At 75.4% G+C, this 24975-nt stretch carries 31 protein-coding genes and 1 riboswitch; of the genes, 8 read left to right on the forward strand and 23 right to left on the reverse strand.

Annotated elements, in window-relative coordinates; translation table 11 throughout:
* Positions 1 to 9: 9 nt before the first annotated feature.
* From J3473_RS03430 to hisI, 8 genes are all read right to left on the reverse strand, one after another.
* Positions 10 to 528 (reverse strand): MauE/DoxX family redox-associated membrane protein, encoded by a 519-nt coding sequence (locus J3473_RS03430; RefSeq protein ID WP_030528327.1) that lies wholly within the window; start codon positions 526 to 528, stop codon positions 10 to 12.
* Positions 525 to 1343, reverse strand: coding sequence for a tryptophan synthase subunit alpha (trpA, locus tag J3473_RS03435; protein WP_207021888.1), 819 nt, complete (start codon positions 1341 to 1343; stop codon positions 525 to 527). The genes J3473_RS03430 and trpA overlap by 4 nt, the downstream gene beginning before the upstream one ends.
* Entirely contained in the window at positions 1340 to 2587 is a 1248-nt protein-coding gene (gene trpB / locus J3473_RS03440) for a tryptophan synthase subunit beta (protein WP_242525656.1), read from the reverse strand. The genes trpA and trpB overlap by 4 nt, the downstream gene beginning before the upstream one ends.
* Entirely contained in the window at positions 2584 to 3384 is an 801-nt protein-coding gene (gene trpC, locus J3473_RS03445) for an indole-3-glycerol phosphate synthase TrpC (RefSeq protein WP_242525657.1), read from the reverse strand. Before trpC ends, trpB begins: the two co-directional genes overlap by 4 nt.
* 14 nt (positions 3385 to 3398) lie before the next feature.
* Positions 3399 to 3626: an HGxxPAAW family protein gene (locus tag J3473_RS03450; RefSeq protein ID WP_030528323.1), complete on the reverse strand. Its 228-nt coding sequence runs from the start codon at positions 3624 to 3626 to the stop codon at positions 3399 to 3401.
* A 65-nt stretch (positions 3627 to 3691) separates the two neighbouring features.
* Positions 3692 to 4297 carry a Trp biosynthesis-associated membrane protein gene (locus tag J3473_RS03455; protein ID WP_207021890.1) on the reverse strand — a complete coding sequence of 202 codons (606 nt, stop codon included), beginning with the start codon at positions 4295 to 4297 and terminating at the stop codon, positions 3692 to 3694.
* Entirely contained in the window at positions 4294 to 5850 is a 1557-nt protein-coding gene (locus J3473_RS03460; RefSeq protein ID WP_207021891.1) for an anthranilate synthase component I, read from the reverse strand. The genes J3473_RS03455 and J3473_RS03460 overlap by 4 nt, the downstream gene beginning before the upstream one ends.
* The gene (hisI, locus tag J3473_RS03465; protein WP_030528320.1) at positions 5847 to 6215 is read right to left on the reverse strand and encodes a phosphoribosyl-AMP cyclohydrolase; all 369 of its coding nucleotides are present in this window, start codon (positions 6213 to 6215) and stop codon (positions 5847 to 5849) included. Before hisI ends, J3473_RS03460 begins: the two co-directional genes overlap by 4 nt.
* 144 nt (positions 6216 to 6359) lie before the next feature.
* On the opposite strand from hisI, the gene J3473_RS03470 reads away from it, so the two are divergent.
* The 3 genes from J3473_RS03470 (at position 6360) to J3473_RS03480 (ending at position 8527) form a co-directional block, all read left to right on the forward strand.
* Positions 6360 to 6623, forward strand: a complete 264-nt coding sequence (locus tag J3473_RS03470; RefSeq protein ID WP_030528319.1) for a hypothetical protein — start codon at positions 6360 to 6362, stop codon at positions 6621 to 6623.
* Positions 6623 to 8011 carry a DUF4331 domain-containing protein gene (locus J3473_RS03475; RefSeq protein ID WP_207021892.1) on the forward strand — a complete coding sequence of 463 codons (1389 nt, stop codon included), beginning with the start codon at positions 6623 to 6625 and terminating at the stop codon, positions 8009 to 8011. The genes J3473_RS03470 and J3473_RS03475 overlap by 1 nt, the downstream gene beginning before the upstream one ends.
* Before the next feature lie 81 nt (positions 8012 to 8092).
* Positions 8093 to 8527 (forward strand): hypothetical protein, encoded by a 435-nt coding sequence (locus J3473_RS03480; protein ID WP_207021893.1) that lies wholly within the window; start codon positions 8093 to 8095, stop codon positions 8525 to 8527.
* On the opposite strand, the gene J3473_RS03485 is transcribed toward J3473_RS03480, so the two are convergent.
* Genes J3473_RS03485 through hisF form a run of 3 tightly spaced genes read right to left on the reverse strand, consistent with a single transcriptional unit; the run spans position 8502 to position 10541 of the window.
* Positions 8502 to 9149 (reverse strand): Pr6Pr family membrane protein, encoded by a 648-nt coding sequence (locus J3473_RS03485; protein WP_207021894.1) that lies wholly within the window; start codon positions 9147 to 9149, stop codon positions 8502 to 8504. The two genes, J3473_RS03480 and J3473_RS03485, sit on opposite strands and share 26 nt — an antisense overlap.
* Positions 9150 to 9179: 30 nt before the next feature.
* Entirely contained in the window at positions 9180 to 9737 is a 558-nt protein-coding gene (locus J3473_RS03490; RefSeq protein WP_051750472.1) for a hypothetical protein, read from the reverse strand.
* Between the two features lie 27 nt (positions 9738 to 9764).
* Entirely contained in the window at positions 9765 to 10541 is a 777-nt protein-coding gene (gene hisF / locus J3473_RS03495) for an imidazole glycerol phosphate synthase subunit HisF (RefSeq protein ID WP_030528314.1), read from the reverse strand.
* A 30-nt stretch (positions 10542 to 10571) separates the two neighbouring features.
* Here hisF and J3473_RS03500 point away from each other — a divergent pair, with 30 nt between their 5' ends.
* From J3473_RS03500 to J3473_RS03510, 3 genes are read left to right on the forward strand one after another with little or no spacing between them, the layout of a single operon-like run.
* On the forward strand, positions 10572 to 11153 hold the full coding sequence (locus J3473_RS03500; RefSeq protein ID WP_226902897.1) for a (d)CMP kinase: 582 nt from the start codon (positions 10572 to 10574) through the stop codon (positions 11151 to 11153).
* On the forward strand, positions 11150 to 12256 hold the full coding sequence (locus tag J3473_RS03505) for an aromatic acid exporter family protein (protein ID WP_207021895.1): 1107 nt from the start codon (positions 11150 to 11152) through the stop codon (positions 12254 to 12256). The genes J3473_RS03500 and J3473_RS03505 overlap by 4 nt, the downstream gene beginning before the upstream one ends.
* A 32-nt stretch (positions 12257 to 12288) precedes the next feature.
* Positions 12289 to 13527, forward strand: coding sequence for a CynX/NimT family MFS transporter (locus tag J3473_RS03510; protein WP_242525658.1), 1239 nt, complete (start codon positions 12289 to 12291; stop codon positions 13525 to 13527).
* On the opposite strand, the gene J3473_RS03515 is transcribed toward J3473_RS03510, so the two are convergent.
* The 11 genes from J3473_RS03515 to J3473_RS03565 all read right to left on the reverse strand — a co-directional run bounded on the left by J3473_RS03515 (position 13528) and on the right by J3473_RS03565 (position 22460).
* Positions 13528 to 13968 carry a PH domain-containing protein gene (locus tag J3473_RS03515; protein WP_207021896.1) on the reverse strand — a complete coding sequence of 147 codons (441 nt, stop codon included), beginning with the start codon at positions 13966 to 13968 and terminating at the stop codon, positions 13528 to 13530. It lies immediately after the preceding gene.
* Between the two features lie 14 nt (positions 13969 to 13982).
* Positions 13983 to 14828 carry an ATP phosphoribosyltransferase gene (hisG, locus tag J3473_RS03520; protein WP_207021897.1) on the reverse strand — a complete coding sequence of 282 codons (846 nt, stop codon included), beginning with the start codon at positions 14826 to 14828 and terminating at the stop codon, positions 13983 to 13985.
* A 47-nt stretch (positions 14829 to 14875) separates the two neighbouring features.
* On the reverse strand, positions 14876 to 15139 hold the full coding sequence (locus tag J3473_RS03525; protein WP_030528308.1) for a phosphoribosyl-ATP diphosphatase: 264 nt from the start codon (positions 15137 to 15139) through the stop codon (positions 14876 to 14878).
* Positions 15140 to 15182: 43 nt separating this feature from the next.
* Entirely contained in the window at positions 15183 to 15950 is a 768-nt protein-coding gene (gene pnuC, locus J3473_RS03530; RefSeq protein WP_207021898.1) for a nicotinamide riboside transporter PnuC, read from the reverse strand.
* The gene (gene ribH, locus J3473_RS03535; RefSeq protein ID WP_207021899.1) at positions 15947 to 16453 is read right to left on the reverse strand and encodes a 6,7-dimethyl-8-ribityllumazine synthase; all 507 of its coding nucleotides are present in this window, start codon (positions 16451 to 16453) and stop codon (positions 15947 to 15949) included. Before ribH ends, pnuC begins: the two co-directional genes overlap by 4 nt.
* The gene (ribB, locus tag J3473_RS03540; protein WP_207021900.1) at positions 16450 to 17709 is read right to left on the reverse strand and encodes a 3,4-dihydroxy-2-butanone-4-phosphate synthase; all 1260 of its coding nucleotides are present in this window, start codon (positions 17707 to 17709) and stop codon (positions 16450 to 16452) included. The genes ribH and ribB overlap by 4 nt, the downstream gene beginning before the upstream one ends.
* Entirely contained in the window at positions 17706 to 18320 is a 615-nt protein-coding gene (locus J3473_RS03545; RefSeq protein WP_207021901.1) for a riboflavin synthase, read from the reverse strand. The genes ribB and J3473_RS03545 overlap by 4 nt, the downstream gene beginning before the upstream one ends.
* Before the next feature lie 2 nt (positions 18321 to 18322).
* The gene (ribD, locus tag J3473_RS03550) at positions 18323 to 19333 is read right to left on the reverse strand and encodes a bifunctional diaminohydroxyphosphoribosylaminopyrimidine deaminase/5-amino-6-(5-phosphoribosylamino)uracil reductase RibD (RefSeq protein ID WP_256437918.1); all 1011 of its coding nucleotides are present in this window, start codon (positions 19331 to 19333) and stop codon (positions 18323 to 18325) included.
* 118 nt (positions 19334 to 19451) lie between these two features.
* A riboswitch (FMN riboswitch) is annotated at positions 19452 to 19582 on the reverse strand.
* A gap of 69 nt (positions 19583 to 19651) precedes the next feature.
* A complete protein-coding gene (locus tag J3473_RS03555; RefSeq protein WP_207021902.1) occupies positions 19652 to 20263 on the reverse strand; it encodes a pentapeptide repeat-containing protein in 612 nt (203 codons plus the stop codon).
* Between the two features lie 2 nt (positions 20264 to 20265).
* Positions 20266 to 20922: a ribulose-phosphate 3-epimerase gene (gene rpe, locus J3473_RS03560; RefSeq protein ID WP_207021903.1), complete on the reverse strand. Its 657-nt coding sequence runs from the start codon at positions 20920 to 20922 to the stop codon at positions 20266 to 20268.
* Between the two features lie 47 nt (positions 20923 to 20969).
* The gene (locus tag J3473_RS03565) at positions 20970 to 22460 is read right to left on the reverse strand and encodes an RsmB/NOP family class I SAM-dependent RNA methyltransferase (protein WP_207021904.1); all 1491 of its coding nucleotides are present in this window, start codon (positions 22458 to 22460) and stop codon (positions 20970 to 20972) included.
* 71 nt (positions 22461 to 22531) lie between these two features.
* On the opposite strand from J3473_RS03565, the gene J3473_RS03570 reads away from it, so the two are divergent.
* Positions 22532 to 23338, forward strand: a complete 807-nt coding sequence (locus tag J3473_RS03570; protein WP_207021905.1) for a DinB family protein — start codon at positions 22532 to 22534, stop codon at positions 23336 to 23338.
* On the forward strand, positions 23335 to 24021 hold the full coding sequence (locus J3473_RS03575; RefSeq protein WP_207021906.1) for a hypothetical protein: 687 nt from the start codon (positions 23335 to 23337) through the stop codon (positions 24019 to 24021). Before J3473_RS03570 ends, J3473_RS03575 begins: the two co-directional genes overlap by 4 nt.
* 14 nt (positions 24022 to 24035) lie before the next feature.
* Here J3473_RS03575 and fmt read toward each other — a convergent pair whose 3' ends face one another.
* Positions 24036 to 24971: a methionyl-tRNA formyltransferase gene (fmt, locus tag J3473_RS03580; RefSeq protein WP_207021907.1), complete on the reverse strand. Its 936-nt coding sequence runs from the start codon at positions 24969 to 24971 to the stop codon at positions 24036 to 24038.
* Positions 24972 to 24975 lie beyond the last annotated feature (4 nt).

Below are 24975 nucleotides of genomic sequence, written 5' to 3' on the forward strand. Positions count from 1 at the left end.
TGCGGTCGGTCAGTGTCCGAAGAGGACGCGGTCGAGGGAGGCGAGGGTGCGCGGCCGCCACCAGAGCCACGCACCGGCGAGGGCGAACGAGGCGTCGCGCGCGATCTCCTGAGGGTACTTCGTCTCGTTGGCGCCCACCTGGCCGCCGCCGCCGAAGCAGCCGCAGTCGATGGTCAGGCCACGGGCCCACGCCTGCGAGATCCCGATGACGAAGACGACCATGAGCAGCGTCCCCACGATCGCCGCCGGCCGTGTGAAGAGCCCGAGGACGAGGAGGACCCCGAGGACGATCTCGAGGAAGGGCAGCGCGAGGCCGATCCAGCCCGCGACGTCCAACGAAAGGAACGGCAGGTCGTAGGCCTGCACCGCGCGCTGCGAGGTCAGCGGGCGGCCGACCTTGGCGAACCCGGCCCACACGAGGACGACCCCGAGGAAGAGGCGGGCCGCGAGCCCGACGACGTCGAGGACACGCTCCGAGCGGTACCAGGGGGCGGGCGCGGTGCCCACCTCGTCGGTGCTCGTGCTCATCGCTTCCCCTCCCGGACACCCTGGGCCAGCTCGGTGGTCAGACTGCGCAACGCCTCGAGCCGCTCGGAGAGTTCCCCGTCGCCGGCGAGGGTCCGCACGAGCGCGGACCCGACGATGACGCCGTCGGCGTAGGCGGCGATCTCGGCCGCCTGCTCGCGCGTGGAGACGCCGAGGCCGATGCAGACGGGGACGTCGGTGACCTCGCGGACGCGCTCGACGAGCGTGCGGGCGTCGGTGTCGACGCTCGTGCGCACGCCGGTGACGCCCATCGTCGAGGCGGCGTAGACGAACCCGCGGCAGGCCGAGGTGACCTTCTCTAGGCGGTCGGGGGTGCTGCTCGGGGCCACGAGGAAGACCCGGTCCAGGCCGTGCCGCTCGCTCGCGGCCAGCCAGTCGTCGGCCTCGTCCGGCACGAGGTCCGGGGTGATGAGGCCCGCGCCCCCGGCCGCCTCGAGGTCGGCGGCGAAGGCCTCGACCCCCCGCTTGAGCACGAGGTTCCAGTAGGTCATGACGACCGGGACGGCGCCCGCGTCGCGCACGGCCGAGACGGCGGTGAAGACGTCGTCGACGCGGACCCCGGCGGCGAGGGCGGCGGCCATCGCCTCCTGGTTGACCGGGCCGTCGATGACCGGGTCGCTGTACGCGACGCCGACCTCGACGATGTCGCAGCCGGCCTCGACGAGGACCTTCATCGCCTCGATGGAGCCCTCGACGCTCGGGTAGCCGACCGGGAGGTAGCCGACGAGCGCGGCGCGGCCCTCGGCGCGGCAGCGCTCGAGGACCTCACCGAGGCGGGTGACCTGGGTGGTGCTCACGACTGGGTGCCCTCCTCGACGAGGCCGAAGTACGCGGCGGCGGTGTGCATGTCCTTGTCACCGCGGCCGGAGAGGTTGACGAGGACGAGGCCGTCGGGGCCGAGCTCGCGCCCGACCTCCATCGCCCCGACGAGGGCGTGGGCCGACTCCAGCGCCGGGATGATGCCCTCGGTGCGGCAGAGCAGGCGGAAGGCCTCCATCACCGCGTCGTCGGTGGCGTAGCGGTACTCGGCCCGGCCGCTGTCGCGCAGGTGGGCGTGCTCGGGGCCGACGCTCGGGTAGTCGAGGCCGGCCGAGATCGAGTGCGACTCCACCGTCTGCCCGTCGGTGTCCTGCATGAGGTAGCTCATGGCGCCGTGCAGCACCCCGGGGGTCGCGTCCGCGGCGAAGCGGGCGGCGTGGCGCCCGCTCTGCACGCCCTCGCCGCCGGCCTCGATGCCGATGAGCCGCACGCCGGCGTCGGGGACGAAGCGGTGGAAGATGCCCATCGCGTTCGAGCCACCACCGACGCACGCGACGACGGCGTCGGGCAGGCGCCCGGTCAGCTCGAGGACCTGCGCCCGCGCCTCCTCGCCGATGATCGCGTGGAAGTCGCGGACCATCTCGGGGAACGGGTGCGGGCCGGTGACCGTGCCGATGGCGTAGTGCGTCGTCGTGACGTTCGTGACCCAGTCGCGCAGGGCCTCGTTGATCGCGTCCTTGAGCGTGGCCGAGCCGTGCTCGACGGCGACGACCTCGGCGCCGAGGATCTTCATCCGCGCGACGTTGAGGGCCTGGCGCTCGGTGTCGACCTTGCCCATGTAGACCGTGCACTCCAGGCCCATGAGCGCCGCGGCGGTGGCCGTCGCGACGCCGTGCTGGCCCGCGCCGGTCTCGGCGATGATGCGGGTCTTGCCCATGCGCTTCGTGAGCAGTGCCTGGGCGAGGACGTTGTTGATCTTGTGCGACCCGGTGTGGTTGAGGTCCTCGCGCTTGAGGACCACCCGGGCGCCGCCGCAGTGCGCGGCGAAGCGCGGCACCTCGGTGATGATGCTCGGCCGGCCGGTGTACGTGGCGTGCAGGCGGGCGAGCTCGTCCTGGAACTCGGGGTCGACGGCGGCCTTCTGGCGGGCCTCGTCGAGCTGCTCGAGCGCCGGGACGAGCGCCTCGGGCACGTAGCGGCCGCCGAAGTCGCCGAAGCGTCCCGGGCGGGGCAGCTCGTCGACCGTCAGGCCGGTCTCGGTGGTGTCGGTGGTGTCGGTCACGGGGTCGCCTCCACGGCTCCGGCGGCGACGATCGCGGCGGCCCCGGCCGCCGGGTCGCCGTCGCGGACGAGGGCCTCGCCGACGAGGACGACGTCGGCGCCCTGCGCCGCGTACGCCGCCGCGTCGGCGGGCCCGGTGATGCCCGACTCGGCGACGATGACGACGCCGTCCGGGACGAGCGGCCGCAGCCGCGAGAAGGTGTCGGGGTGCACCTCGAGGGTCTTGAGGTTGCGGGCGTTGACGCCGATGACGGTGGCGCCGGCGTCGACGGCGCGCTGGGTCTCGGCCTCGTCGTGGACCTCGACGAGCGCGGTCATCCCGAGCTCGCCGACGCGGGCGAGCAGCGACCGGAACAGATCGTCGTCGAGCGCGGCCACGATGAGCAGCACGATGTCGGCGCCGTGGGCCCGCGCCTCCCAGACCTGGTAGTCGGTGACGACGAAGTCCTTGCGCAGCACGGGGATCGACACGGCGGCGCGCACGGCGTCGAGGTCGGCGAGGCTGCCGCCGAAGCGCCGCTGCTCGGTGAGGACCGAGATCGCGCTGGCGCCACCGGCCTCGTAGGCGGCGGCCAGGGCCGCGGGGTCCGGGATGTCCGAGAGCGCTCCCTTGCTCGGGCTCGCGCGCTTGACCTCGGCGACGAGCGCGAGACCGGGGCGCCGGAACGCCGCCTCGGCGTCGAGCGCCGGCGGGGCGGCGGCCGCGAGCTCGCGGACCCGCTCGAGCGGCAGGTGCTCCTCGCGCTCGGCGAGGTCCTCACGGACCCCGGCGACGATGGAGTCGAGGACGGAGGCCACGGGAGGACCGCCGGTCATCGGATCGAGGGGGCCTCGCCGCGGTCGCGCCCGGCCGCGCCGTACCCGGCCATGGAGAGGACCTTGCCGGCGATGCCGCCGACGACGGCCAGCACCGCCCCGCCGATGAACAGCGGGACGTTGGGGAACATCACCGCGAGGCACATGATGGCCGACGCGACGATGATGATCCCCACCGCGGTCCACGCCGCCAGGCTGTGGCCGTGGTCTTCGATCTCGCTCATGGGGGCTCCACCTCGGAAGGGGTCGGGGGCCGGTCGGCCCGGGGCGTGGCGTCGTGTCGATTCTGTCAGGTCGTGGCGTCGTCGCCGACGTCGGTGGGGTCACGGCCCTCGGAGAGGTCGTCCCAGTCGCTCGCCACCCGCTCGCCCCGCCGGCCGGCGACGTGGCCCTCGCCCGTGCCCGGCGCCTCGTAGCGGCGGGACGGCCCGGCCCACCGGCGCGCCCCGACGAGCGCGCAGCCGAGGGCGAGCGCGGCGACGAGGACGCCGAGCAGCGCCACCCAGGGCATCGCCGTCGCGGAGGCGACCGCCTCGACGGTGCCGGTGCGGCCGACGCGTGTGGCCGCGACCGGCCCGAGCGCGCCGGAGGGGTCGCCGAGCACCCGGACGGTGAGCGCGCCGGCGACGACGAGGCACCCGGCCCACAGGACGAGGGCGACCGTGCGGCCGACCCGGCCGGCGGCGACGACCGCGACGGCCGCGGCGGCGACCGCGAGCGCGATCGCGGAGAGCCCGGGCGCCACCTCCGCGCCGGTGGCCTCGACCCGGCTGCCGCCGAGGACGGCGTCGGCGACGGTGCCGGAGACCCACGGCCGGAACCCGGCGACCAGGACGACGCCCGCGCCGAGGAGCGCGAGGAGGGCGACGGGGCCCTTGCCGGTCAGCCGCCTCACGACACGGTCCGCATCGCCCCGGCCGTCGCGACGGCGCGCAGCGCGGCGGTGGCCTTCGCGACGCACTCCTCGTGCTCGCGGGCGGGCACCGAGTCGGCGACGATGCCGGCGCCGGCCTGCACGTGCGCGACGCCGTCACGGACGAGGGCGGTCCGGATGGCGATCGCCATGTCGAGGTCGCCGTGGAAGTCGAGGTAGCCGACGACGCCGCCGTAGACCCCGCGCCGCGACGGCTCGTAGTGCTCGATGAGTGCGAGCGCCCGCGGCTTCGGGGCGCCGGACAGCGTGCCGGCCGGGAAGGTGGAGACGAGGACGTCGTAGGCGCCGATGCCCGGACGGGTGTCGCCGACGACCGTCGACTCCAGGTGCATGACGTGGCTGTAGCGGCGCACGTCCATGAACTCGACGACGTCGACGGTGCCCGGGCGGCAGACACGCTGGAGGTCGTTGCGGCCGAGGTCGACGAGCATGACGTGCTCGGCGCGCTCCTTGGGGTCGGCCAGCAGCTCCTCGGCGAGCCGCACGTCGTCCTCGGGCGTCTTGCCGCGCGGCCGCGAGCCGGCGATCGGGTGGGTGATGGCCCGCTCCCCCGTGACCCGGACGAGCGCCTCCGGGCTGCTGCCGACGACGGCGTAGTCGGACCCGTCCGGCGCCGGGAAGCGGAAGAGGTACATGTAGGGGCTCGGGTTGGAGGCCCGCAGGGCGCGGTAGACCTCGAGCGGGTCGGCCGGGCAGTCGAGCGAGAACCGCTGCGAGAGGACGACCTGGAACACCTCGCCCGCGCGGATGTCCTCCTTGGCGAGCTCGACGACCTCCTCGTAGCGCTCGCGGGTGGTGTTCGACCGGACGCCGGCCATCGCGGCCTCGACGACGTCGGTGTCGACGACGGCCACGGTGCTCGGGGCCGGCGCGGCGAGCGCCGCGGTCATCGTGTCGAGGCGGGCGACGGCGTCGGACCAGGCCTGCTCGACGCGCTCGTCGGTGTCGTCGTAGTTGACGGCGTTGGCGACGAGGAGGATCGACCCGTCGGCGTGGTCGAGCACGGCGAGGTCGGTGGCGAGCATCATCGCGAGCTCGGGGACCCCGAGCTCGTCCGGCAGGTCGCTCGGGACCTTCTCCCAGCGGCGCACCGCGTCGTACGAGACGGCGCCGACCATCCCGCCGGTCAGCGGGGGCAGACCGGCGATGGGCGGTGTGGCGAGGACCTCCATCGTGGCGCGCAGGGCCTCGGTCGCCGGGCCGTCGGTGGGCACGCCGACCGGCGGCTCGCCGAGCCAGTGCGCCTCGCCGTCGCGCTCGGTGAGGGTGGCGCGGCTGGCCGCCCCGATGATCGACCAGCGCGACCACACGCCGCCGTGCTCGGCGGACTCGAGGAGGAAGGTGCCGGGCCGGTCGCCGGCGAGCTTGCGGTACACCCCGACCGGTGTCTCGGCGTCGCCCATGAGGCGCCGGACGACGGGGATGACGCGCCGGTCGCGCGCGAGCACGCCGAACGCGTCGAGCGCCGGCCAGGTCTGCCCGTACGCGAGGTCCGGCGTCTCGGCGGCGCTCATGCGCCCGCCCCGACGACCGCGCCGAGGTCCCCCGCGTCGAAGCACGTGCGGTCGCCGGTGTGGCAGGCCGCGCCGACCTGCTCGACGCGGACGAGGAGGGCGTCGCCGTCGCAGTCGAGCGCGACCGAGCGCACGTGCTGGGCGTGGCCGGAGGTGTCCCCCTTGCGCCAGTACTCCTGGCGGCTGCGCGACCAGAACGTCACGCGGCCCTCGGTCAGGGTGCGGCGCAGCGCCTCGTCGTCCATCCAGCCGAGCATGAGGACCTCACCGCTGTCGTGCTGCTGGACGATCGCGGCGACGAGACCGTGCTCGTCGCGCTTCAGGCGGGCGGCGACGGAGGGGTCGAGGGCGGGGTCGGTCGGCACCCGCCCATTCTGCCGTGACGGGTCGACCCATCCGCTCCGGGGCACGGCTCCGAACACCAACGGGTCGCTGTGGACCCAGGTGGTCGACGTCCGCGGCCCGCTCCCGCGCGGGAGGTCCTCCCGCGCCCCACGAAGGGAAGCACCATGGCAGGGACATCACGACGCGGCCTCCTGGCAGCGGCGGGGTCGACGACGGCCATCGCCGTCGTCGCCACGGCCACGGCGGCGCAGGCCACCGTCCGTGACAAGGACGAGGTCCTCGGCGAGCTCGACAACGCCGTGCTCGTCGCGTTCATCGAGGACCCCGGCTCCGGGGTCATCTCGCTCATGGTCGGCGAGGAGGAGGTCGAGGTCCACGACCCCGCCCTCGTCCGCCGGCTCGTCAAGGCGTCGGGAGGGAAGGCCTGATGTCCTCCCACCGCGAAGCCCCCGAGGTCTCCAAGGACCCCGTCGCCGACAACACCGACGTCTACGCGTTCGTCAGCCCGGACAAGCCGAGCCACGTCACGCTCATCGCCAACTTCATCCCCTTCCAGAACCCGCAGGGCGGTCCGAACTTCTACGAGTTCGGCGACGACGTGCTCTACGAGATCAAGATCAGCAACTCGGGGACGGCCGGCGAGGCCGACATCGTGTACCGGTTCCGGTTCGTCACCGGCATCCGCAACAAGAAGACCTTCCTCTACAACACGGGCCCGATCACCTCGATCAGCGACTCGACGTGGACCCGCCCGCAGTACTACTCGGTGACGCGGTACGAGAAGGGCAAGGGGTGGACGACGCTCGCCGAGCGGCTGGCCTGCCCGCCGGTCAACGTCGGGCCGCGCAGCACGCCGAACTACGAGAAGCTCGCCGCGCAGGCGGTCCACCGCATCGCGGGCGGGCGCACCGTGTTCGCCGGGCAGCGGGCGGAGGGCTTCCACGTCGACCTCGGCAGCATCTTCGACCTCGGGACGCTGCGGCCCTACCAGATGGCGCACCTCATCCCGTCCGCCGCGGCGGCGGGGGTCAACGGCACCCAGGGGCTCAACGTCCACAGCATCGCGATCCAGGTGCCCAAGACCGACCTCACGGCCGGCCACGGGGCGCCGACGGACGTCGACGACGCCCGCTCGGTCATCGGGGTGTGGGCCACGGCCAGCCGCCAGAAGATCCGCGTCCTCAAGGTCGGGCAGGGCAAGGCCGAGGACGCCGGGCCCTTCCGGCAGGTCTCGCGGCTGGGCAACCCGCTGTTCAACGAGGTCATCACCCCGATGGCCGAGAAGGACACGTGGAACTCGGTCGGGCCCGACGGTGACAAGCGGTTCGCGCAGTACGTGGCGCGGCCCGAGCTCGCCGGTCTCCTGCCGGTGCTCTACCCCGGGGTGTTCCCACGCCTGGCCGCCTACAAGAAGGACCGCGCCGACCTGCTCGCGATCCTCCTGACGGGCATCCCGAAGGGGGTCGTGCCGGGCTTCCAGAACTACACCGGCGCCAACCAGGCGGACATGCTGCGACTCAACCTCGCGGTGCCGCCGGCCAAGAAGCCGAACCCCATCGGGCTCGTCGCGGGTGACGCCGCGGGGTTCCCCAACGGTCGCCGCCCGATCGACGACGTCGTGGCTATCGAGCTGCGCGCCGTGGCCGGGGCGACCATCCCCCTCGTGGACCCGTCGTTCACGCCGGACGACGCGTCCGCCGGCCTGACCGACGGCACGAGCAACACCAACCCGCCGTTCCTCGACGTCTTCCCCTACCTGGGGACGCCGGCCGGGGGGTACCAGACGACGCCCGGCACCGCCGGCGGCGCCGCCTGACCGACCGCCCGCCCCGTCCACCGCGACCCGGTGGGCGGGGCGGGCCCGCCCGCTCCACCCTTCCCGCCCGAGAGGACTGCCGTGCCCACCACCGAGAACCCGTACGCCGGACAGGGGCCCGTGCCCCTCGACATCGGCGGCGACGTCGGCGCGCTCGTCGTGACGATGCCCGAGCACCGCCCCGACCTGGACGACCTCGAGGTCGAGATCCGGCCCGCCGGGGCGGTCGCCGACCACCCGCACGGCCACGACCACCCGCACCACCACGACCACCCGCACCACCACGACCACCCGCACCACCACGAGCACGACGGACCGCACGACCACGCGCAGGCGTCGCCGTTCCCCCACGTCGGGGTCGTGCCCCGGCCGACCCCGTCGGGCACCGTGTCGTGCCTCGTCTACCCCGAGCTGCTCGCCGGCGACTACGAGCTCTACCCCGTCGGCACCCCCGGGGTGACGATGACGGCCACGGTCGTGGGCGGCGAGGTCACCGAGCTCGACTGGCCGGCCTGAGCCGGCGGTCGAGGGCCACGACCGCGGCGAAGAGCAGCAGGAAGAGGACGGTGATCCCGAGCACGGCGACGACCACGGCGCCGACACCGTTCCTCCGGTGGTCGAGGAACGGGTAGGGGTACCAGCCGCTCAGGCCGCCGACGACGAGGGTCCACGCCGTCCAGAGCAGCGGCCACAGGAGGGCCTCGAGGGCGGTGCGCCACGTCGTGCGCGGCCGCGGCCCGGCGAGCACCCAGGCGAGCACGGCGAGCACCGGCACGACGATGTGGAGCAGCTTGTCGACGACCCAGTTGGCCCCGCTCAGGTCGAGCAGGGGCCGCAGCAGGACGAAGTGCACGAGCCCGGTCACGGTGATGCCGACGAGCGCGGCGAGCCGCACCGGGCGCCACCAGCGGCCGTCACGCAGCGGGTCGCGCCACAGCTGCCACGCCGTGACCGCGACGAGGACGTTGCTCTGGATCGTGAAGTAGGCGACCAGGCGGTACAGGCGCGTGGCCAGCGGCGGCACCTCGTCGTTGAGGACCGCCTCCCCCGACAGCACGAGGACGGTCTGGAACGCGAGGGCGAAGGTCGCCACGAGGGCGACCACGAGGTGCAGCTGCCGTGCGCGGGAGGCGGTCACGAGCGTGAGTGTAGGGGTGGGGCCGCCGCATCAGGAGGGGTCGAGGAGCGGCTCTCCGGTCAGGGCACACCACAGCCCGACGACGAGGAACACGGGCGCCCCGAGGACGCCGCACCAGAAGCTGCGGGCGACCGCGCCGGCCGGGACGAGCGCCGCGAGGACCGCGACGGCCACGAGCAGCCCCGCGGTGAGGTGCAGCACCGGCTGCGAGAAGACGACCGCGAGCGCGACGAAGTGCAGCCCGACGACGAGGAGCACGAGCGGCGCGACGAGGTCGCCGCGCCCCCGCCGGGCGAGCAGGACCCCGGCCACCCCCGCGACGACGACCTCGGCCCAGAAGACGACGAGGTAGACGGTGAAGGCCCGGCTCCCCGGCTCGATCGCGCTCGAGCCGCCCCAGTGCCGCACCGCCTGCGTCGTGCTCCAGCCGGCGAGCGCGAGCCCGGCGACCCCGAGCGCGCCGAGCAGCACCCTCCACAGCACCGGCCGCGGCGGACCCTCCTGGGCCCAGCCGGACCAGATGAACGTCGCGAGGCCGAACACGGCCCCCACCATCACGAGGTCGCGCGGGTGCGCGGTGTCGAGCATCTCTCCCCCTCCGTCGTGCCCGTGGCCTCAGCGCACGGGCAGCCCGTCGACGCGCAGCGCGTCCTTGACCTGACCGATCGTCAGGTCCCCGAAGTGGAACACGCTCGCGGCGAGGACCGCATCCGCACCGGCCTCGACCGCGGGCGCGAAGTGCTCGACGGCGCCCGCTCCCCCGCTCGCGATGACCGGGACCGAGACGGCGGCCCGGACGAGCCGGATCAGCTCGAGGTCGAAGCCGTCCTTGGTGCCGTCGGCGTCCATCGAGTTGAGGAGGATCTCGCCGGCGCCGAGCGACTCGGCCCGGGCGCACCACTCGACGGCGTCGAGGCCGGTGCCGGTGCGCCCGCCGTGCGTCGTCACCTCGAACCCGCCTGCGGGCGAGCCGTCCTCGGTCCGACGACGCCGCACGTCGGCGGACAGGACGAGCACCTGCGCCCCGAAGCGGTCGGCGGTCTCGGCGATGAGCTCCGGGCGCGCGATGGCGGCGGTGTTGACGCCGACCTTGTCGGCCCCGGCGCGCAGCAGACGGTCGACGTCGTCGACCGTGCGCACCCCGCCACCGACGGTCAGCGGGATGAAGACCTCCTCGGCCGTGCGGGCCACGACGTCGTACATCGTCGCGCGGTCCCCGCTGCTCGCGGTGACGTCGAGGAAGGTCAGCTCGTCGGCGCCCTGCTCGCCGTAGCGGCGGGCGAGCTCGACGGGGTCCCCCGCGTCGCGCAGGCCGCGGAAGTTGACGCCCTTGACGACGCGGCCGGCGTCGACGTCGAGGCACGGGATGACACGGACGGCGACGGACGACACGGCGCCAGCGTAGTGGCGGCGCTAGGGTCGGTGACCGTGTGGTTCCAGGTGACGGACCCGGCCGAGCCGGAGCACGTCGAGGCGGTCCTCGAGGCCCTCCACGACGCCCGCCCGCGGTGCGGCGCGACGGCCGTCGTCGCCGTCGACGGGCCGAGCGGCTCCGGCAAGACCACGCTCGCCAAGGGTGTGGTCGAGGCCCTCGCCGCCCCGGTGGTCCACATGGACGAGCTCTACCCCGGCTGGGACGGGCTCGCCGACGCCGTCCCGCTCCTCGTCGAGCAGGTCCTCGACCCCCTGTCGCGGGGCGAGGACGCGCGCTACCGGGTGTGGGACTGGGACCGCCACGGCTGGGGCGAGACGCGGGACGTGCCCGCGGCCCCGGTCCTCGTCGTCGAGGGCTGCGGCGCGAGCGTCGGCCGGGCCGGCGACTACGCCGCCGTCCGTGTGTGGGTCGAGGCACCCCGGGACGAGCGGATGCGCCGGGGCATCGACCGTGACGGCGAGACCTTCCGCCCGCACTGGGAGCGCTGGGCCGCCCAGGAGGAGCGGGTCTTCGCCGACGACCGCACCCGCGAGCACGCCGACGTCCGCGTCTCGACGGAGGGTCGGTGAGCGTCGCCGCGCGCGCCCGCTCCGGGGTGGACGGCCTGCGCTCGGCGCTCGAGCGCGGGCTGCACCGCCTCCACGACCGGGTGGTCTTCCTGCTCCAGATCGGCCTCGGCGTCGTCGTCGCCTGGTTCACCGCCCGGCTCGCCCTCGGTCACCCCCAGCCCTTCTTCGCCCCGGTCACCGCGATCCTCTGCCTCGGGCTCACCTACGGGCAGCGCCTGCGGCGGATCGTCGAGGTGACGGTCGGCGTCGCCATCGGCGTCCTCGTCGGCGACGTGACGATCCTCCTGCTCGGCAGCGGCGGGCTCCAGATGGCGTTCGTCGTCGTCGCCGCGATGGCCATCGCCATCGTCATCTCGTCCGGGCAGCTCGTCGTCATCCAGGCGGGCGTCCAGTCGGTCTTCATCGTCGCCTTCGCCGCGACGACGAGCACCGGGGTCGGGCGCTGGCTCGACGCGCTCGTCGGCGGCCTCGTCGCGCTCCTCATCGGGGCCGTGGTCCCGACGAGCCCGGTGGCGCGGCCCCGCGCGGAGGCCGCCCGCACGGTGCGGGCCGTCGCGCGGACCCTGGAGTCGGTGGCCGAGGCGCTGCGGACCGGCGACGTCGACCTCGCCCGCGAGGCCCTGGACGAGGCCCGGGCGCTGGAGGACCGGCTGACCGACCTGCGCACCGCCGCCGCCGAGGGCGTGGCGGTGGTGCGCCAGTCGCCGCTGCTGCGCCGGCACCGCCCCCAGGCCGTCGCGGCGTCCGCGCTCGTCGTGCCGCTGGACCGCTGCGTGCGCAACCTGCGCGTCCTCGCCCGCCGCGCCGGCGTGGCCGTCCGCCGCGACGAGACCGTGCCACCCCGGTACGTCGACCTCGTCGCCGAGCTCGCCCGGGCCGCCGACGACCTCGCCCGCGTCCTCGACGAGCACGCGCTGCCGTCCGCCGGACGCGTCGTCCTCGCCCGGGTCGCCGGGCTCTCCGCGCGCGCCGAGCCGTCGGCCGGGCTGTCGGCCGAGATGGTCCGCGGGCAGGTCCGCTCGATCGTCGTCGACCTGCTCGTCGTCGCCGGCCTCGACGACGACGAGGCGCTCCAGCTGGTCCCGGAGTCCCACCTCCCCTGAGGCGCGTGTGAGGATGCCGCGGTGAGTGCCTCGTGACCACCCCCGCCCGCCCCGCGACCTCGACGCCGCCCTGGCTCGTCGTCACCGCGCTCGTCCTCGTCGCCGCGAACCTGCGCACCCTCATGGCGAGCCTGCCGCCGCTCGCCGAGACCGTCCGCGACGACCTCGGCCTCTCGGGCGCGGCGATGGGCGTCCTCACGACCCTGCCGGTGCTCTGCATGGGCCTGCTCGCGCCGGTCGCCAACGTCCTGGCGCGCCGGGTCGGCCCGGGGGTCGCGGTCGGCCACGGGGTCGGGCTGGTGCTCGTCGGGCTCGTCGTGCGCGGCGTCGGCGGCGGGCAGACGTGGTCGCTCTACGCCGGCACGCTCGTCGCCGGCGCCGGCATCGCGGTGGCCGGCACGCTGCTGCCGGGCATCGTCAAGAGCGTCTTCCCCGCCCACCGGTCGGGCCTCGGCACCGGCCTGACGATGATGGCGATGATGGGCGCCGCCGCCGTCGCCTCGGCCGTCGCCGTGCCGCTGTCCGGCGCATTCGGTGGCTGGGCGGGCTCCCTGCTCGCGTGGGCGCCGCTGGCCGCCCTGGCGGGCCTGGTGTGGGTGCCGCTGGCGCGTCGCTCCGCGCAACGGGCGGCCGCCGCGCCCGCCGACCCCGACGCCGAGGACGTCACGCACCGGCTCCCGTGGCGTAGCGTGACCGCCTGGACGCTCGCGGCCTACCTGACCTTCCAGTCGTGGCAGTTCTACTCGTCGCTGGCCTGGCTCGCGCCGACCTACGAGTCGCACGGGTGGAGCGCCGGCGACGCCGGGCTGCTCATGTCCGTCTTCACCGGCGCGCAGCTGGTCAGCGGCCTCGTCGCGCCGACCCTGCTCGACCGCGTCCACGACCCGCGGTGGCTGCTCGCCGGGGCGACCCTCCTCGGCGGCGTCGGCGAGACCGGGGTCTGGCTCGCGCCGGACGCCTTCGCCTGGGGCTGGGCCCTGCTCATCGGCGCCGGCCAGGGGGCGTGCTTCGCGCTCGGCCTCGGCCTGCTCGTCCGGTACTCGGTCACCCCGCGCGACAGCGCACGCCTGACCGCGATGGCCTTCCTCGTCAGCTACTCGCTGGCCTCGCTCGGGCCCGCCACGATGGGCGCGGTGCGCGACGCCTCGGGCGGGTTCACGCTGCTCTGGGCGCTGCTCGCGCTCATGGCCCTCCCCCAGCTCCTGGCGCTCGGCCGGCTGCGGCCCACCGCCGCGCGGGTGGGGTCCGAGCGGGAGGGCGTCGCCGTGTGATCAGCCGCGGCGGCGGGCCCGGACGAGCTCGAGCAGGCGCGCGGCCTCGGCGCGGCCGCGCTCGCCGTCGACGCGCTGCACGGCCATGACCGCGACGACGTCGGTGTCGACGAGCTCGAGGCTGACCCAGGGGTCGCCGTCGACGAAGCGCACCGCCTCGATCTCGTCCCAGCCGACGGTGCGGGTCAGCATGAGGTTGCGCACCGTCAGCCCGGCCTCGCCGGGGGTCGCGCGGATGGCGGCGTAGCGCGCGAGGAACGCGGCGACGGCGACGCCGAAGACGACGAGGGCCAGCTGGTCGCCGAGCCCCCACTGGCCCGCGACACCCATCCCGACGGCGACGGCCGTGCAGATGAGGACGAAGACGCCGGCGACGACGAGCGGCACGACGCGCCCGCGCCGGGGCCGGAAGGGGGCGTCGGGGGCGGGGGCGTCGGTCACGGTCGGCACCCGGGTCAGAGCCGGCAGGCCGTGATGTCGGTGACGAGGATGGCGCGGGCGCCGAGGTCGTACAGCTCGTCCATCACGGCGTTCGTGCCGATCCGCGGCACCATCGCGCGGACGGCGCACCAGTCGCGGTTCTGCAGCGGCGACACGGTCGGGCTCTCGAGGCCCGGGGTGACGGCGCAGGCGCGGTCGACGAGGGCGGCGGGGACGTCGTAGTCGAGCATCACGTAGTGGCGGGCCGTGACGACGCCCAGCAGGCGCCGGCGCAGGACCTCGATGCCGGCGGTCTCCTCGCTGCCCTCGCGCCGGACCAGCACGGCCTCGCTGCGCAGGATCGGCTCGCCGAAGACCTCCAGGCCCTGGCTGCGCAGCGTCGCGCCGGTCTCGACGACGTCGGCGATGACGTCGGCGACCCCGAGGGTGATCGCGGTCTCGACGGCACCGTCGAGGCGCACGACCGAGGCCTCGACGCCCTGGTCGGCGAGGTGCTTCTCGACGAGGCCGGAGTAGCTCGTCGCGATGCGACGGCCGGCGAGCCCGGCGACGTCGGTCGCGGTGTTCGGGCGCGCGGCCCAGCGGAAGGTGGAGGCACCGAAGCCGAGCGGCATCACCTCGACCGCCGCGGAGGCGGAGTCGAGGAGCAGGTCGCGGCCGGTGATGCCGCAGTCGACCGTTCCGGAGCCGACGTAGACGGCGATGTCGCGGGGGCGGAGGTAGAACAGCTCGATCCCGTTGTCGACGTCGGTGACGACGAGCTCCTTGGTGTCGCGGCGGGTGCGGTACCCGGCCTCGCGGAGCATGGCGGCCGACGGGTCGGCGAGGGATCCCTTGTTGGGGACGGCGATACGCAGCATGGGGGTCTTCCTGGGGTGGGGCGTCGACGGGCGGCGGGGAGGCCGGCTCAGAGGTGCTTGTACACGTCGTCGAGGGAGAGGTCGGCGGCGAGCATGAGCACCTGGAGGTGGTACAGCAGCTGGCTGACCTCCTCGGCGGTGCGCTCGCGCCCCTCGTGCTCGGCGGCCATCCAGACCTCGGCCGCCTCCTCGACGATCTTCTTGCCGATGGCATGGACGCCGGCGTCCAGCTCCGCGACCGTCCCCGAGCCCTCGGGGCGGGTGCGGGCCTTCTCGGCGAGCTCGGCGTACAGCGCGTCGAACGTCTTCACGGGCACCAGCGTACGGGGGTGCGGAGGGCCGCCCGACCGCCGGTCAGGCGACGGGCGCCACGACGTCGTCGCGGGAGGCCGCCTCACCCGCCATGCGGGTGACCCGCACCCACTGCGAGAAGCCGTAGAGGACGAACATCCCGTAGAAGACGTACATGACGGAGGTCGGTACGTAGCCGGTCGCGAAGCCGAGCGGCACCCCGACGAGGTCGACGCCGATCCAGGCCAGCCAGAACTCGTTCCAGCCGCGGGCCATCGCGTAGGTCGCGACGACGGAGCCGACGAAGATCCACGCGTCGCACCAGGAGAACCACCAGGCCGGCGTGTAGTACGGGTTGGGGTTGGCGTCGAGGATGGCCTGGAAGACCTGGTGCACGAGCACCGTGCCCAGGAGCCAGCCGGCGACGACGACGGCCCGCTCGCGGGTCGTCATCCAGCGCGGGTCGACCGCCGGGGCCCCTCCCCCGCCGCGCCGGCGGCGCAGGGCGGCCCACGTCACCCAGCCGTAGACGCTGACGACGATGAAGAACACCTGGCGCCCGGCCTGCCCGAGCAGCGGGATCCGCTGGTCGGCCCCGACCAGCGCGCCGAGGTAGACGAAGAAGAGGATGACGTTGGCGACGATGCCGACCGGCCACGCCCAGACGGCGCGACGCATCCCGAACCACGCCGAGACGATGCCGATGAGCACGCCGAGCACCTCGAGGTAGTGCAGCTGGTAGGTGCCGATCGGGATGCTCGCGTCGAGCAGCTGCTGGAAGAGGTTCGGGCCCGGCTGGGCCGCGGCGGCGAGGAGGGGCACGGTCGTCATCCGTCCTGTCGGTCGGCGGTGGGCAGCGGCGCACGCGCGCCGAGGTCGCGGAGGGTGACCGCGGTGGCGACGGCGGCGACCGCCGCCTCGTGGCCCTTGTCCTCGCGGGAGCCGGGCAGCCCGGCGCGGTCGAGGGCCTGGGCGTCGTCGTCGCAGGTCAGGACCCCGAACCCGACCGGCACGCCGGTGCGCACGGCGACGTCGGTCAGCCCGGCCGTCGCGCTCTGGCAGACGTAGTCGAAGTGCGGCGTGCCGCCGCGGACGACGACCCCGAGGGCGACGAGGGCGTCGTGCGCGGGGGCGAGCCGGGCGCACGCCACGCTCAGCTCGACGGTGCCGGGGACGCGGACGACGAGGGGGTCCTCGACGCCGCACTCGGCCAGGCCGCGGCGAGCGCCGTCGAGGAGGCCGTCCATCACCGTGTCGTGCCACGACGCGGCGACGACCGCGACCCGCAGGCCGCGCCCGTCCGCCGCGACGCTCGGGGACCCTGCTCCGCTCATGCCGTGCTCCTCGGGTTCTCTCGGGGGTCGTGGGCGTCGACGACGAGGTCGTGGCCCATCCGGTCGCGCTTGGTGCGCAGGTACTCGCTGTTCGTCGGCAGCGGCGGCGTGCGCAGCCGCTCGACGGCCGGGACCTCGATGCCGTGGGCGCGCAGGCCCTCGACCTTGGCCGGGTTGTTCGTGAGCAGCCGGACCGCGTCGACGCCGAGGTCGGTGAGGACGCCGGCGGCCACCGTGTAGTCGCGGGCGTCGACGGGCAGCCCGAGCTCGAGCTGGGCGTCGACGGTGTCGAGCCCGCGGTCCTGCAGCTCGTAGGCGCGCAGCTTGGCGGCGAGCCCGACCCCCCGGCCCTCGTGGCCGCGCAGGTAGACGACGAGCCCGCCCTCGGCGCCGACGCGCTCGAGCGCACGGTCCAGCTGCGGGCCGCAGTCGCAGCGCTGCGAGCCGAGGACGTCGCCGGTCAGGCACTCGGAGTGGACGCGGGTCAGCACCGGGCCGGTGCCGAGACCCAGCGGGCTGACGAGGGCCAGGTGCTCCTCCCCCGTGACGTCGTCGCGGTAGGCGAGCGCCCGGAAGCGGCCGTGCGGCGTCGGGACGACGGTGTCGGCGACCCGGACGACGCGGTCGTGGCGCTGGCGCCAGGCGACGAGGTCGGCGATGGCGAGCACCGGCAGGTCGTACCGCGCACCGAGGGCGAGCACGCCGTCGAGGCGGGTCATCGTGCCGTCGTCCTCGACGAGCTCGCCGATGACCCCCACCGGCTCCAGCCCCGCGAGCCGGCAGAGGTCGACGGTCGCCTCGGTGTGCCCGGGCCGGACGAGCACGCCGCCCGCGCGGGCGCGCAGCGGCACGACGTGCCCTGGCCGGCGCAGGTCGGCCGGCGTCGAGGCCGGGTCGGCGAGGACGCGCGCCGTCCGGGTGCGGTCGGCGGCCGAGATGCCCGTCGTCACGCCGACCGCGGCGTCGACCGTCACGGTGTAGGCGGTCCCGAGCGGGTCGGCGTTGTCGCGGACCATGAGCGGCAGGCCGAGCCGGTCGGCCCTCGCCTCGGGCATCGGCGCGCACAGGTAGCCCGAGCTGTGGCGCACCGCCCACGCCGTCCAGGACGGGTCGAGCGTCTCGGCGGCGAGGACGACGTCGCCCTCGTTCTCGCGGTCGGCGTCGTCGACGACGAGCACCGGCCGGCCGGTGCGCAGGGCGTCGAGGGCCTCCTCGACCGAGGCGAGTGTCGGCGCGGGACCGGGGCCGGCGCTCACGGGGCCACCTCCGTGGGGGCGAACCGGGTGGCCAGCAGCCGCTCGACGTACTTGGCGAGGACGTCGACCTCGAGGTTGACGGGGTCGCCGACCCCCTTGTGCCCCAGCGTGGTCAGGTCGAGCGTGGTCGGGATGAGCGAGACCGAGAACGAGCCGTCCGTCACGTCGACGACGGTGAGGGACACCCCGTCGACCGTGATCGACCCCTTCTCGACGAGGTAGGGCGCGAGGGCGGCCGGCAGCCCGAACCGCACGACCTCCCAGCGCTCGCCCGGCTCGCGGGCGGTGATCGTCGTCGTGCCGTCGACGTGGCCCTGGACGACGTGCCCGCCGAACCGGGAGGAGGCGGCCATCGCCCGCTCGAGGTTGACCCGGTCGCCCGGGGCGAGCGCGCCGAGGCTCGAGCGGTGGAGGGTCTCGGCCATGACGTCGACGGTGAACTCACCGTCGCCGTGCTCGACGACGGTGAGGCACACGCCGTTGACGGCGATCGAGGCGCCGTGCGTCGCGTCCTCGGTGACGAGGGGGCCGCGGAGGGTGAGCCGGGCGGAGTCGGCGCCCCGGTCCAGGGCGACGACGGTGCCGAGCTCCTCGACGATTCCGGTGAACACGGTCAGCTCCTCAGCGGTCGGGCGGTGATGCGGACGTCGCCACCGAGCACGGTGACGTCGGTGGTCTCGAGGCGCAGGGCGTCCCCGATCGAGCTGCCCCCGAGGTCGCCGACGACGGGGTGGCCGCCGCCGAGCAGCGCCGGGGCGAGGTAGGCGACGACCTCGTCGACGACACCGGCCCGCAGGAAGGCGGCGGCGAGGGTCGGCCCGCCCTCGAGCAGGATGTGGTGGACGCCGCGCGCGTGGACGGCCGCCAGGGCGGCGGCGGGGTCGTGCGTCGGGACGTGCAGGGTCTCGGCGGCGCCGTCGGCGAGCCGGGCGCCGTCCGGCAGGTCGCGCTTGCCGACGACGACGCGCAGGGGCTGGCGGCCGACGGTGCGGCCCTCGGCGTCGCGGACGGTGAGCGCGGGGTCGTCGGCCAGGGCCGTGCCGGTGCCGACGAGGACCGCGCCGCAGCGGGCGCGCAGGGCGTGGACGTCGGCGCGGGCGGCCTCCCCGGTGACCCAGCGGCTCGAGCCGTCGGCGGCGGCCGAGCGCCCGTCGAGGGTGGCGGCGGCCTTCCACGTGACGAAGGGACGACCGGTGCGCCGGGTGTGCAGCCAGGTGCGGTTGACCGCCTCGGCGTCCTCGGCGAGGACGCCGGCCTGCACCGCGACCCCGGCGGCCGCGAGCCGCTCGGCCCCGCCGGCGGCCTCGGCGGACGGGTCGGGCACCGCGTGGACGACCCGGGCCACCCCGGCGTCGAGGAGGGCGCGCGAGCACGGACCGGTGCGCCCGGTGTGGTCGCACGGCTCGAGCGTGACGTAGGCGGTGCCGCCGCGGGCGGCGGTCCCGGCCTGGGCGAGCGCGGCGACCTCGGCGTGCGGCGTGCCGGCGCCGCGGTGGTGGCCGACGCCGACGACCTCGCCGTCTCGGTCCGTGACGACGCAGCCGACACGGGGGTTGGGGTCGGCCTCGGGCCCGCGCACGGCGGCATCGAGCGCCCGGCGCATCAGCGCGGTGTCTCGCTCCACGGTGTCCGTCCTCGTGCCTCGAACCGGTCTCGGTCGGGCTCCGGGTGGACGGGTCGACGGCTCGCGCACACCTCGGTGCGCGGTCACGGCGACCGCCGACGGGACACTGCTCCCGTCGACACGTGCTGCCTCCCATCCGGACTCTCACCGTCGGTCGCGGAGTTTCACCGCGTCAACCGGCCGCTGGCTGCGGTCGGGTCGTGGACTGTCACCACCGGTTCGGAATTGCACCGACCCCGGAGCACGTATGCGGCCATTATGCGCCCTCACCCCGTCGGCCGCCACGAGGTCCGGTGTGACGTCCCGCGCAGGGACGGGTCAGCCCTCGACGACCAGCCCGAGCGCGCGGAGGATGCCACCGGCCGCGACCGCGTCGACGCGCAGCCCGCGGACCCGGTTCTCGGTCGGGTCGACCACGTAGCCGGAGGCCCCGACGAGGTCGGCGTCCCGCAGGTCGGTCCCGGCGAACATCGCGCCGACGAGGTCGGACCCGCTGAGGGTCGCGCGCCGCAGGTCCGCGCCGGCGAGGTCGACCTCCCGCATCGAGCAGTCCACGAGCCGCGACCCCACGGCGGCCACGTCCCGGAACGAGCCGAGGTCGAGCCGGCACCGCTCGAGGTCCCACGGCCGCGTCGAGAGCGGTGCGGGCGCCGCCCGGCCCCAGACGACGCCGAGGGCCTTGCACTCGACGAACCGGCAGTCGGTGAAGCGCGAGCCGTCGAGGACGGCCATCGAGAGGTCGCACCCGGTGAAGGTGCAGTCGGTGAAGGTGCAGTCGCGCAGGACGGCCCGCTCGAGCACCGCCCCGGTCAGGCGGCAGCCCTCGAGCTCGGCGCCGGCCAGCACCTCGCCGGGAGCGAGCCCCTCGGTCAGGTCGAGGTCGGCGGCGAAGCCGTCCTCCTGCGCGAGGCGCCCGGCGAGGGAGGGCACGCTCAGTGCCGGTGCTTCTCGGCCAGGGCGCGCAGCTCGGCGACGGCGTCGGCGACGGAGTCCTTGCCGTAGACGGCCGACCCGGCGACGAACACGTCGGCCCCGGCCTCGGCGCACTGCTCGATCGTGCTCGCGGACACGCCTCCGTCGACCTGCACCCAGATCTCGCCACCGCGCCGGCGCACCGCCTCGCGGACCTGGCGGACCTTGGGCATCTGGTCGGCCATGAAGGACTGGCCGCCGAACCCGGGCTCGACGGTCATGACGAGGACCATGTCCACCTCGGCGAGCAGGTCCTCGTAGGGGGCGAAGTCGGTGCCCGGCTTGACCGCGAAGGCGGCGCGGGCGCCGGCGGCGCGGATGGCGCGGGCCGTGGCGACGGGGTCGGTGGCGGCCTCGACGTGGAAGGTCACCGACTGCGCCCCGGCCTCGGCGTACCCCGGCGCCCAGCGGTCCGGGTCCTCGATCATCAGGTGGCAGTCGAGCGGGACCGGCGAGACCTTGAGCAGCGCCTCGACGACCGGCGGGCCGAGGGTGAGGTTGGGGACGAAGTGGTTGTCCATGACGTCGACGTGCGCCCAGTCGGCCGTGGCGATCGCCTCGAGCTCGGACTGGAGGTTGGCGAAGTCGGCCGAGAGGATCGAGGGCGAGATCTGCACGCCCGCCACCCTAGCGAGGTCGTCCGGCGGTCCGGGCGCAGCCGGGCTCAGGCCTCCGGCCGCTTGCGCAGGAGGGCGAGGAACATCGCGTCGGTCCCGTGCACGTGCGGCCACAGCTGCACGTACGGACCGTCGCCGAGCTCGGCCAGCTGCTCGCCGGCGGCGTCGCGCACGAACGGGCGGGCGTCGAGGACCTCGACGTCGTCGCGCTTCTTGAGCACGTCGCCGACGACGAACCGTGTCTCGGCCACGTGCGGGCTGCACGTCGCGTAGGCGACGACCCCGCCGGGCGCGACGGCGTCGAGCGCGGACGCGAGGAGCGAGCGCTGCAGCGGACCGAGGGAGGCGAGGTCGGCCGGCGTGCGCCTCCAGCGCGCCTCGGCCCGGCGGCGCAGCGCACCGAGCCCGGTGCACGGCGCGTCGACGAGCACCTTCGCGTAGGAGGCGGGTTCGTCCTCGCCGATCTCGCGGCCGTCGGCGGTGCGGACCTCGACGGAGCGTCCGGCGTCCTCGGCACGCCGGGTGAGGGCGGCGAGGCTCGAGCGCACGAGGTCGGCCCGGTGCTCGCTGACCTCGACGGCCGTGAGGTCCGCGCCGCGCTGGAGCGCCAGGGCCCCGAGCACGCCGGCCTTGCCACCGGGGCCGGCGCACAGGTCGAGCCAGCGGGCCGGGGCGTCGTCGGGCACGTCGACCGCGGCCAGCGCGAGCGCGAGGTGCTGCGACCCCTCGTCCTGCACCGCGGCCCGACCGTCGCGCACCGCGGCGATGCGGCCCGGGTCCCCGCCGTGGAGCACCGCGCCGATGGGCGAGCCAGGGCTGGCCTCGGCGTCGGCGTCCTCGAGCAGCTCCTCGACGGTCGCGAGCCCGGGGCGCGCGACGAGGTGCACGACCGGCGGGACGTTGTCGGCGGCGAGGAGGGCGTCGAGCTCGGCGTCGACCGTCTCGGGCGTCGCGCGACCGTGCCCGAGGAGGGCGGCGCGCAGGGCCTTGACGACCCACTCGGGGTGCGAGTGGCGCACCGCGAGCGCGGCGCTCCCGCCGTCGCGCGGTGCGACCTCCTCGACCCACTCCTCGAGCGGGCGCTCACCCACCCGGCGCAGGACCGCGTTGACGAGGCCGCCCGCCCCCTGGCTCGCGACACTGCGGGCGAGCCCGACGGTCTGGTCGGCCGCGGCGTGCGGCGCGACGCGCATCCCGAGCATCTGGTGCACGCCGAGGCGCAGGACGTCGAGGACCGCCGGGTCGAGCCGCTCCACCGGGCGACCGGCGGCCACCTCGATCACCTTGTCGTACAGGCCCTGCCAGCGCAGCGTCCCGAACGCCAGCTCGGTCGTGAAGGCGGCGTCGCGCCCCTCGAGCCGGCGACGGCGGAGGATCTGCGGCAGCTCGAGGTTGGCGTAGGCGCCGTCGGCGACCGCCCGCAGGAGGGTGTAGGCGGCGAAGCGGGTGGGCTCGGCGGCGCGGGTGCGCTGCGCGGGGGCGGTCCGGGAGCGCTGCCGCGGCCCGCGGCCGTGGGGGCGGGTGGGTCGGTCGGGCACCGCAGCAGGCTACCGGCGGCCGGTCGGGACAGCGGACGCCGCTCGTCCGCATCCACCCCTAGCGTGGGCCCATGGACACCGTGGACCACGAGGGCCTCGACCTCTCCGGGACGAGCGCGCGGCGCGTCGACCTGAGCGGCACCACCGCCGAGCAGGTCCGCCTGCGAGGGGCGCGGCTGCGCTCCGCCGACCTCTCCGGGATGCTCCTGCGCGACGTCCTGCTCGCCGACGTGCGGGTCCGGGGCGCGTGCGTGGAGGGCCTGGAGGTGAGCGGCGAGATCGGCCGGCTCGTCGTCAACGGGGTCGACGTCGCCCCGCTCGTCGTCGCCGAGCTCGACCGGACCGCACCGGGGCACGCGGACATCCGGCCGACGGACGCCGACGGCTTCCGGCACGCGTGGGACGTCATCGAGGACCTGTGGGCCGGGACGGTCGAGCGGGCCCGCCGTCTCGACCCCGCCCTCCTGCACGAGCGCGTCGACGGCGAGTGGTCGTTCGTCGACACGCTGCGTCATCTCGCGTTCGCGACGGAGTGCTGGCTGCTGCGCGCGGTCCAGGGCGACCCGGCGCCCTGGGACCCGCTCTCCCTGCCCTGGGAGGAGGCTCCGGACACCGACGCGTTCACCGCCGACCGGGACGCCCGGCCCGACCTCGAGGTGGCGCTCGCGCTGCGCACTGACCGTGCCGACCGGGTCCGGGCGCACCTCGCCACACTCGGCGACGACGACCTCGCCCGCGACACCGTGCCCGTCGACGCGCCGGGCTGGCCCGAGCCGAAGGCCTTCCCGGTGCGCGAGTGCCTGCTGACCATCCTCACCGAGGAGTGGTGGCACCGGCGCTACGCCGAGCGCGACCTCGCGGCACTGGAGGCCCGATGACCACCGGGACCACCGACCCGGCGGTCGCGGCCTGGCGCGAGGCGCACGAGCGCGTCTGCGCCCTCGTGCTCGCGTCCGGTGACGAGCGGATGGAGGTCCGCGTCCCCGCCACGCCCGCCTGGAGCGCCCGCGACCTGCTCTCGCACATGGTCGGCCTCGGCGCCGACGTGCTCGACGGCAACGAGCCGGACGACCACGGCGAGGAGTGGACGGCCGCCCAGGTGGAGGCGCGCCGGGGCCGCGACGTCGGCACACTCGTCGACGAGTGGCGTTCCCTCGCACCGGACCTCGTGCAGTGGATGACGGCCCACGGCACGCGGCCGCTCGGTGACGTCGTCATCCACGAGCAGGACCTGCGCGGTGCGCTCGGCGAGCCGGGCGGCCGCTCGGGCGCAGGCGTCGAGATCGTCCTCGACCGGATGCTCGGCCGCGTCGCGCAGGCCGGCGACGGCCTGCCCCCGCTCGGGCTCGACGACGGCACCCGCGTCCGCGTCACGTCCGGGCGACCGGAGGACGCCGCGGTCCTCCTGCGCGCCGACACCGTCGACCTCCTCCGGGCCGTCACCGCGCGCCGGACGGCCGACGAGGTGCGCGCCCTCGTCGTCCAGGGTGACGTCACCCCCTGGCTGCCCGCCCTCGCCGGGCTCGGGCCGCTGCCGGAGCAGCCCCTGCCGGGCGGCTGAGGCCGCCCGGGCCGTCAGCCCAGGCGCTCCCCCGGCGCGATCCGCACGCCGCGGGCCCAGTCGGCGGCGGCCATCGGGCGCTTGCCCTGGGGACGCACCTCGCCGAGCACGACCGGGCCGGAGGCGGTGCCCACGAGGAGGGCGCGCTTGGTGGCGTGCAGCTCGCCGGCCGCGAGCGCCGGGAGGTCCGGCGGCAGGTCGGCGGTGGCGAACGGGCCGATGCCGAGCCGCTCGTCCCGGAAGGTGCTCCAGGCGCCGGGGTTGGGCGTGGCGCCGCGCACCTGGCGGTCGACGAGGTGGGCGGGGAGCGACCAGCGCACCTCGCACTCGGCCACGGTGAGCTTGGGGGCGTGGCTGACGCCGTCGTCGGGCTGGGGCACGCCGCGCAGCGAGCCGTCCTCCAGGCCGTCCATCGTCGCGACGAGCAGCCCGGCGCCGATGCCGGCGAGCCGCTCGAGGAGCGTCCCCGCGGTGTCGGTGGGGCGCACCGGCTCCGTCACCGTCCCCAGCACCGGCCCGGTGTCGAGGCCCTCCTCGATGACGAACGTGCTGGCGCCGGTCACCTCGTCCCCGGCCATGACGGCGCGCTGCACCGGCGCGGCGCCACGCCACGCGGGCAGCAGCGAGAAGTGGAGGTTGACCCAGCCGTGCCGTGGTACGTCGAGCGCGGGCCGGGGCAGGAGCGCGCCGTAGGCCACGACCGGGCAGCAGTCGGGGGCGATCTCGCGCAGCCGGTCGAGGAAGTCGGGGTCTCCGGGGCGCGCCGGGGTCAGCACCTCGAGGCCGTGCTCGAGCGCGACCTCCTTGACCGGTGACGGGTGCAGCGTCCGGCCCCGGCCCGCGCGGGCGTCCGGGCGGGTCACGACGGCGGCCACCTCGTGGCGCGAGGCGAGCAGCGCCCGCAGCGACGGGACGGCGGTGTCGGGGGTTCCGGCGAGGACGAGGCGCACCCGG

The sequence above is a fragment of the Phycicoccus sp. DTK01 genome, assembly GCF_017312765.1.
Lineage (GTDB): Bacteria > Actinomycetota > Actinomycetes > Actinomycetales > Dermatophilaceae > Phycicoccus > Phycicoccus jejuensis.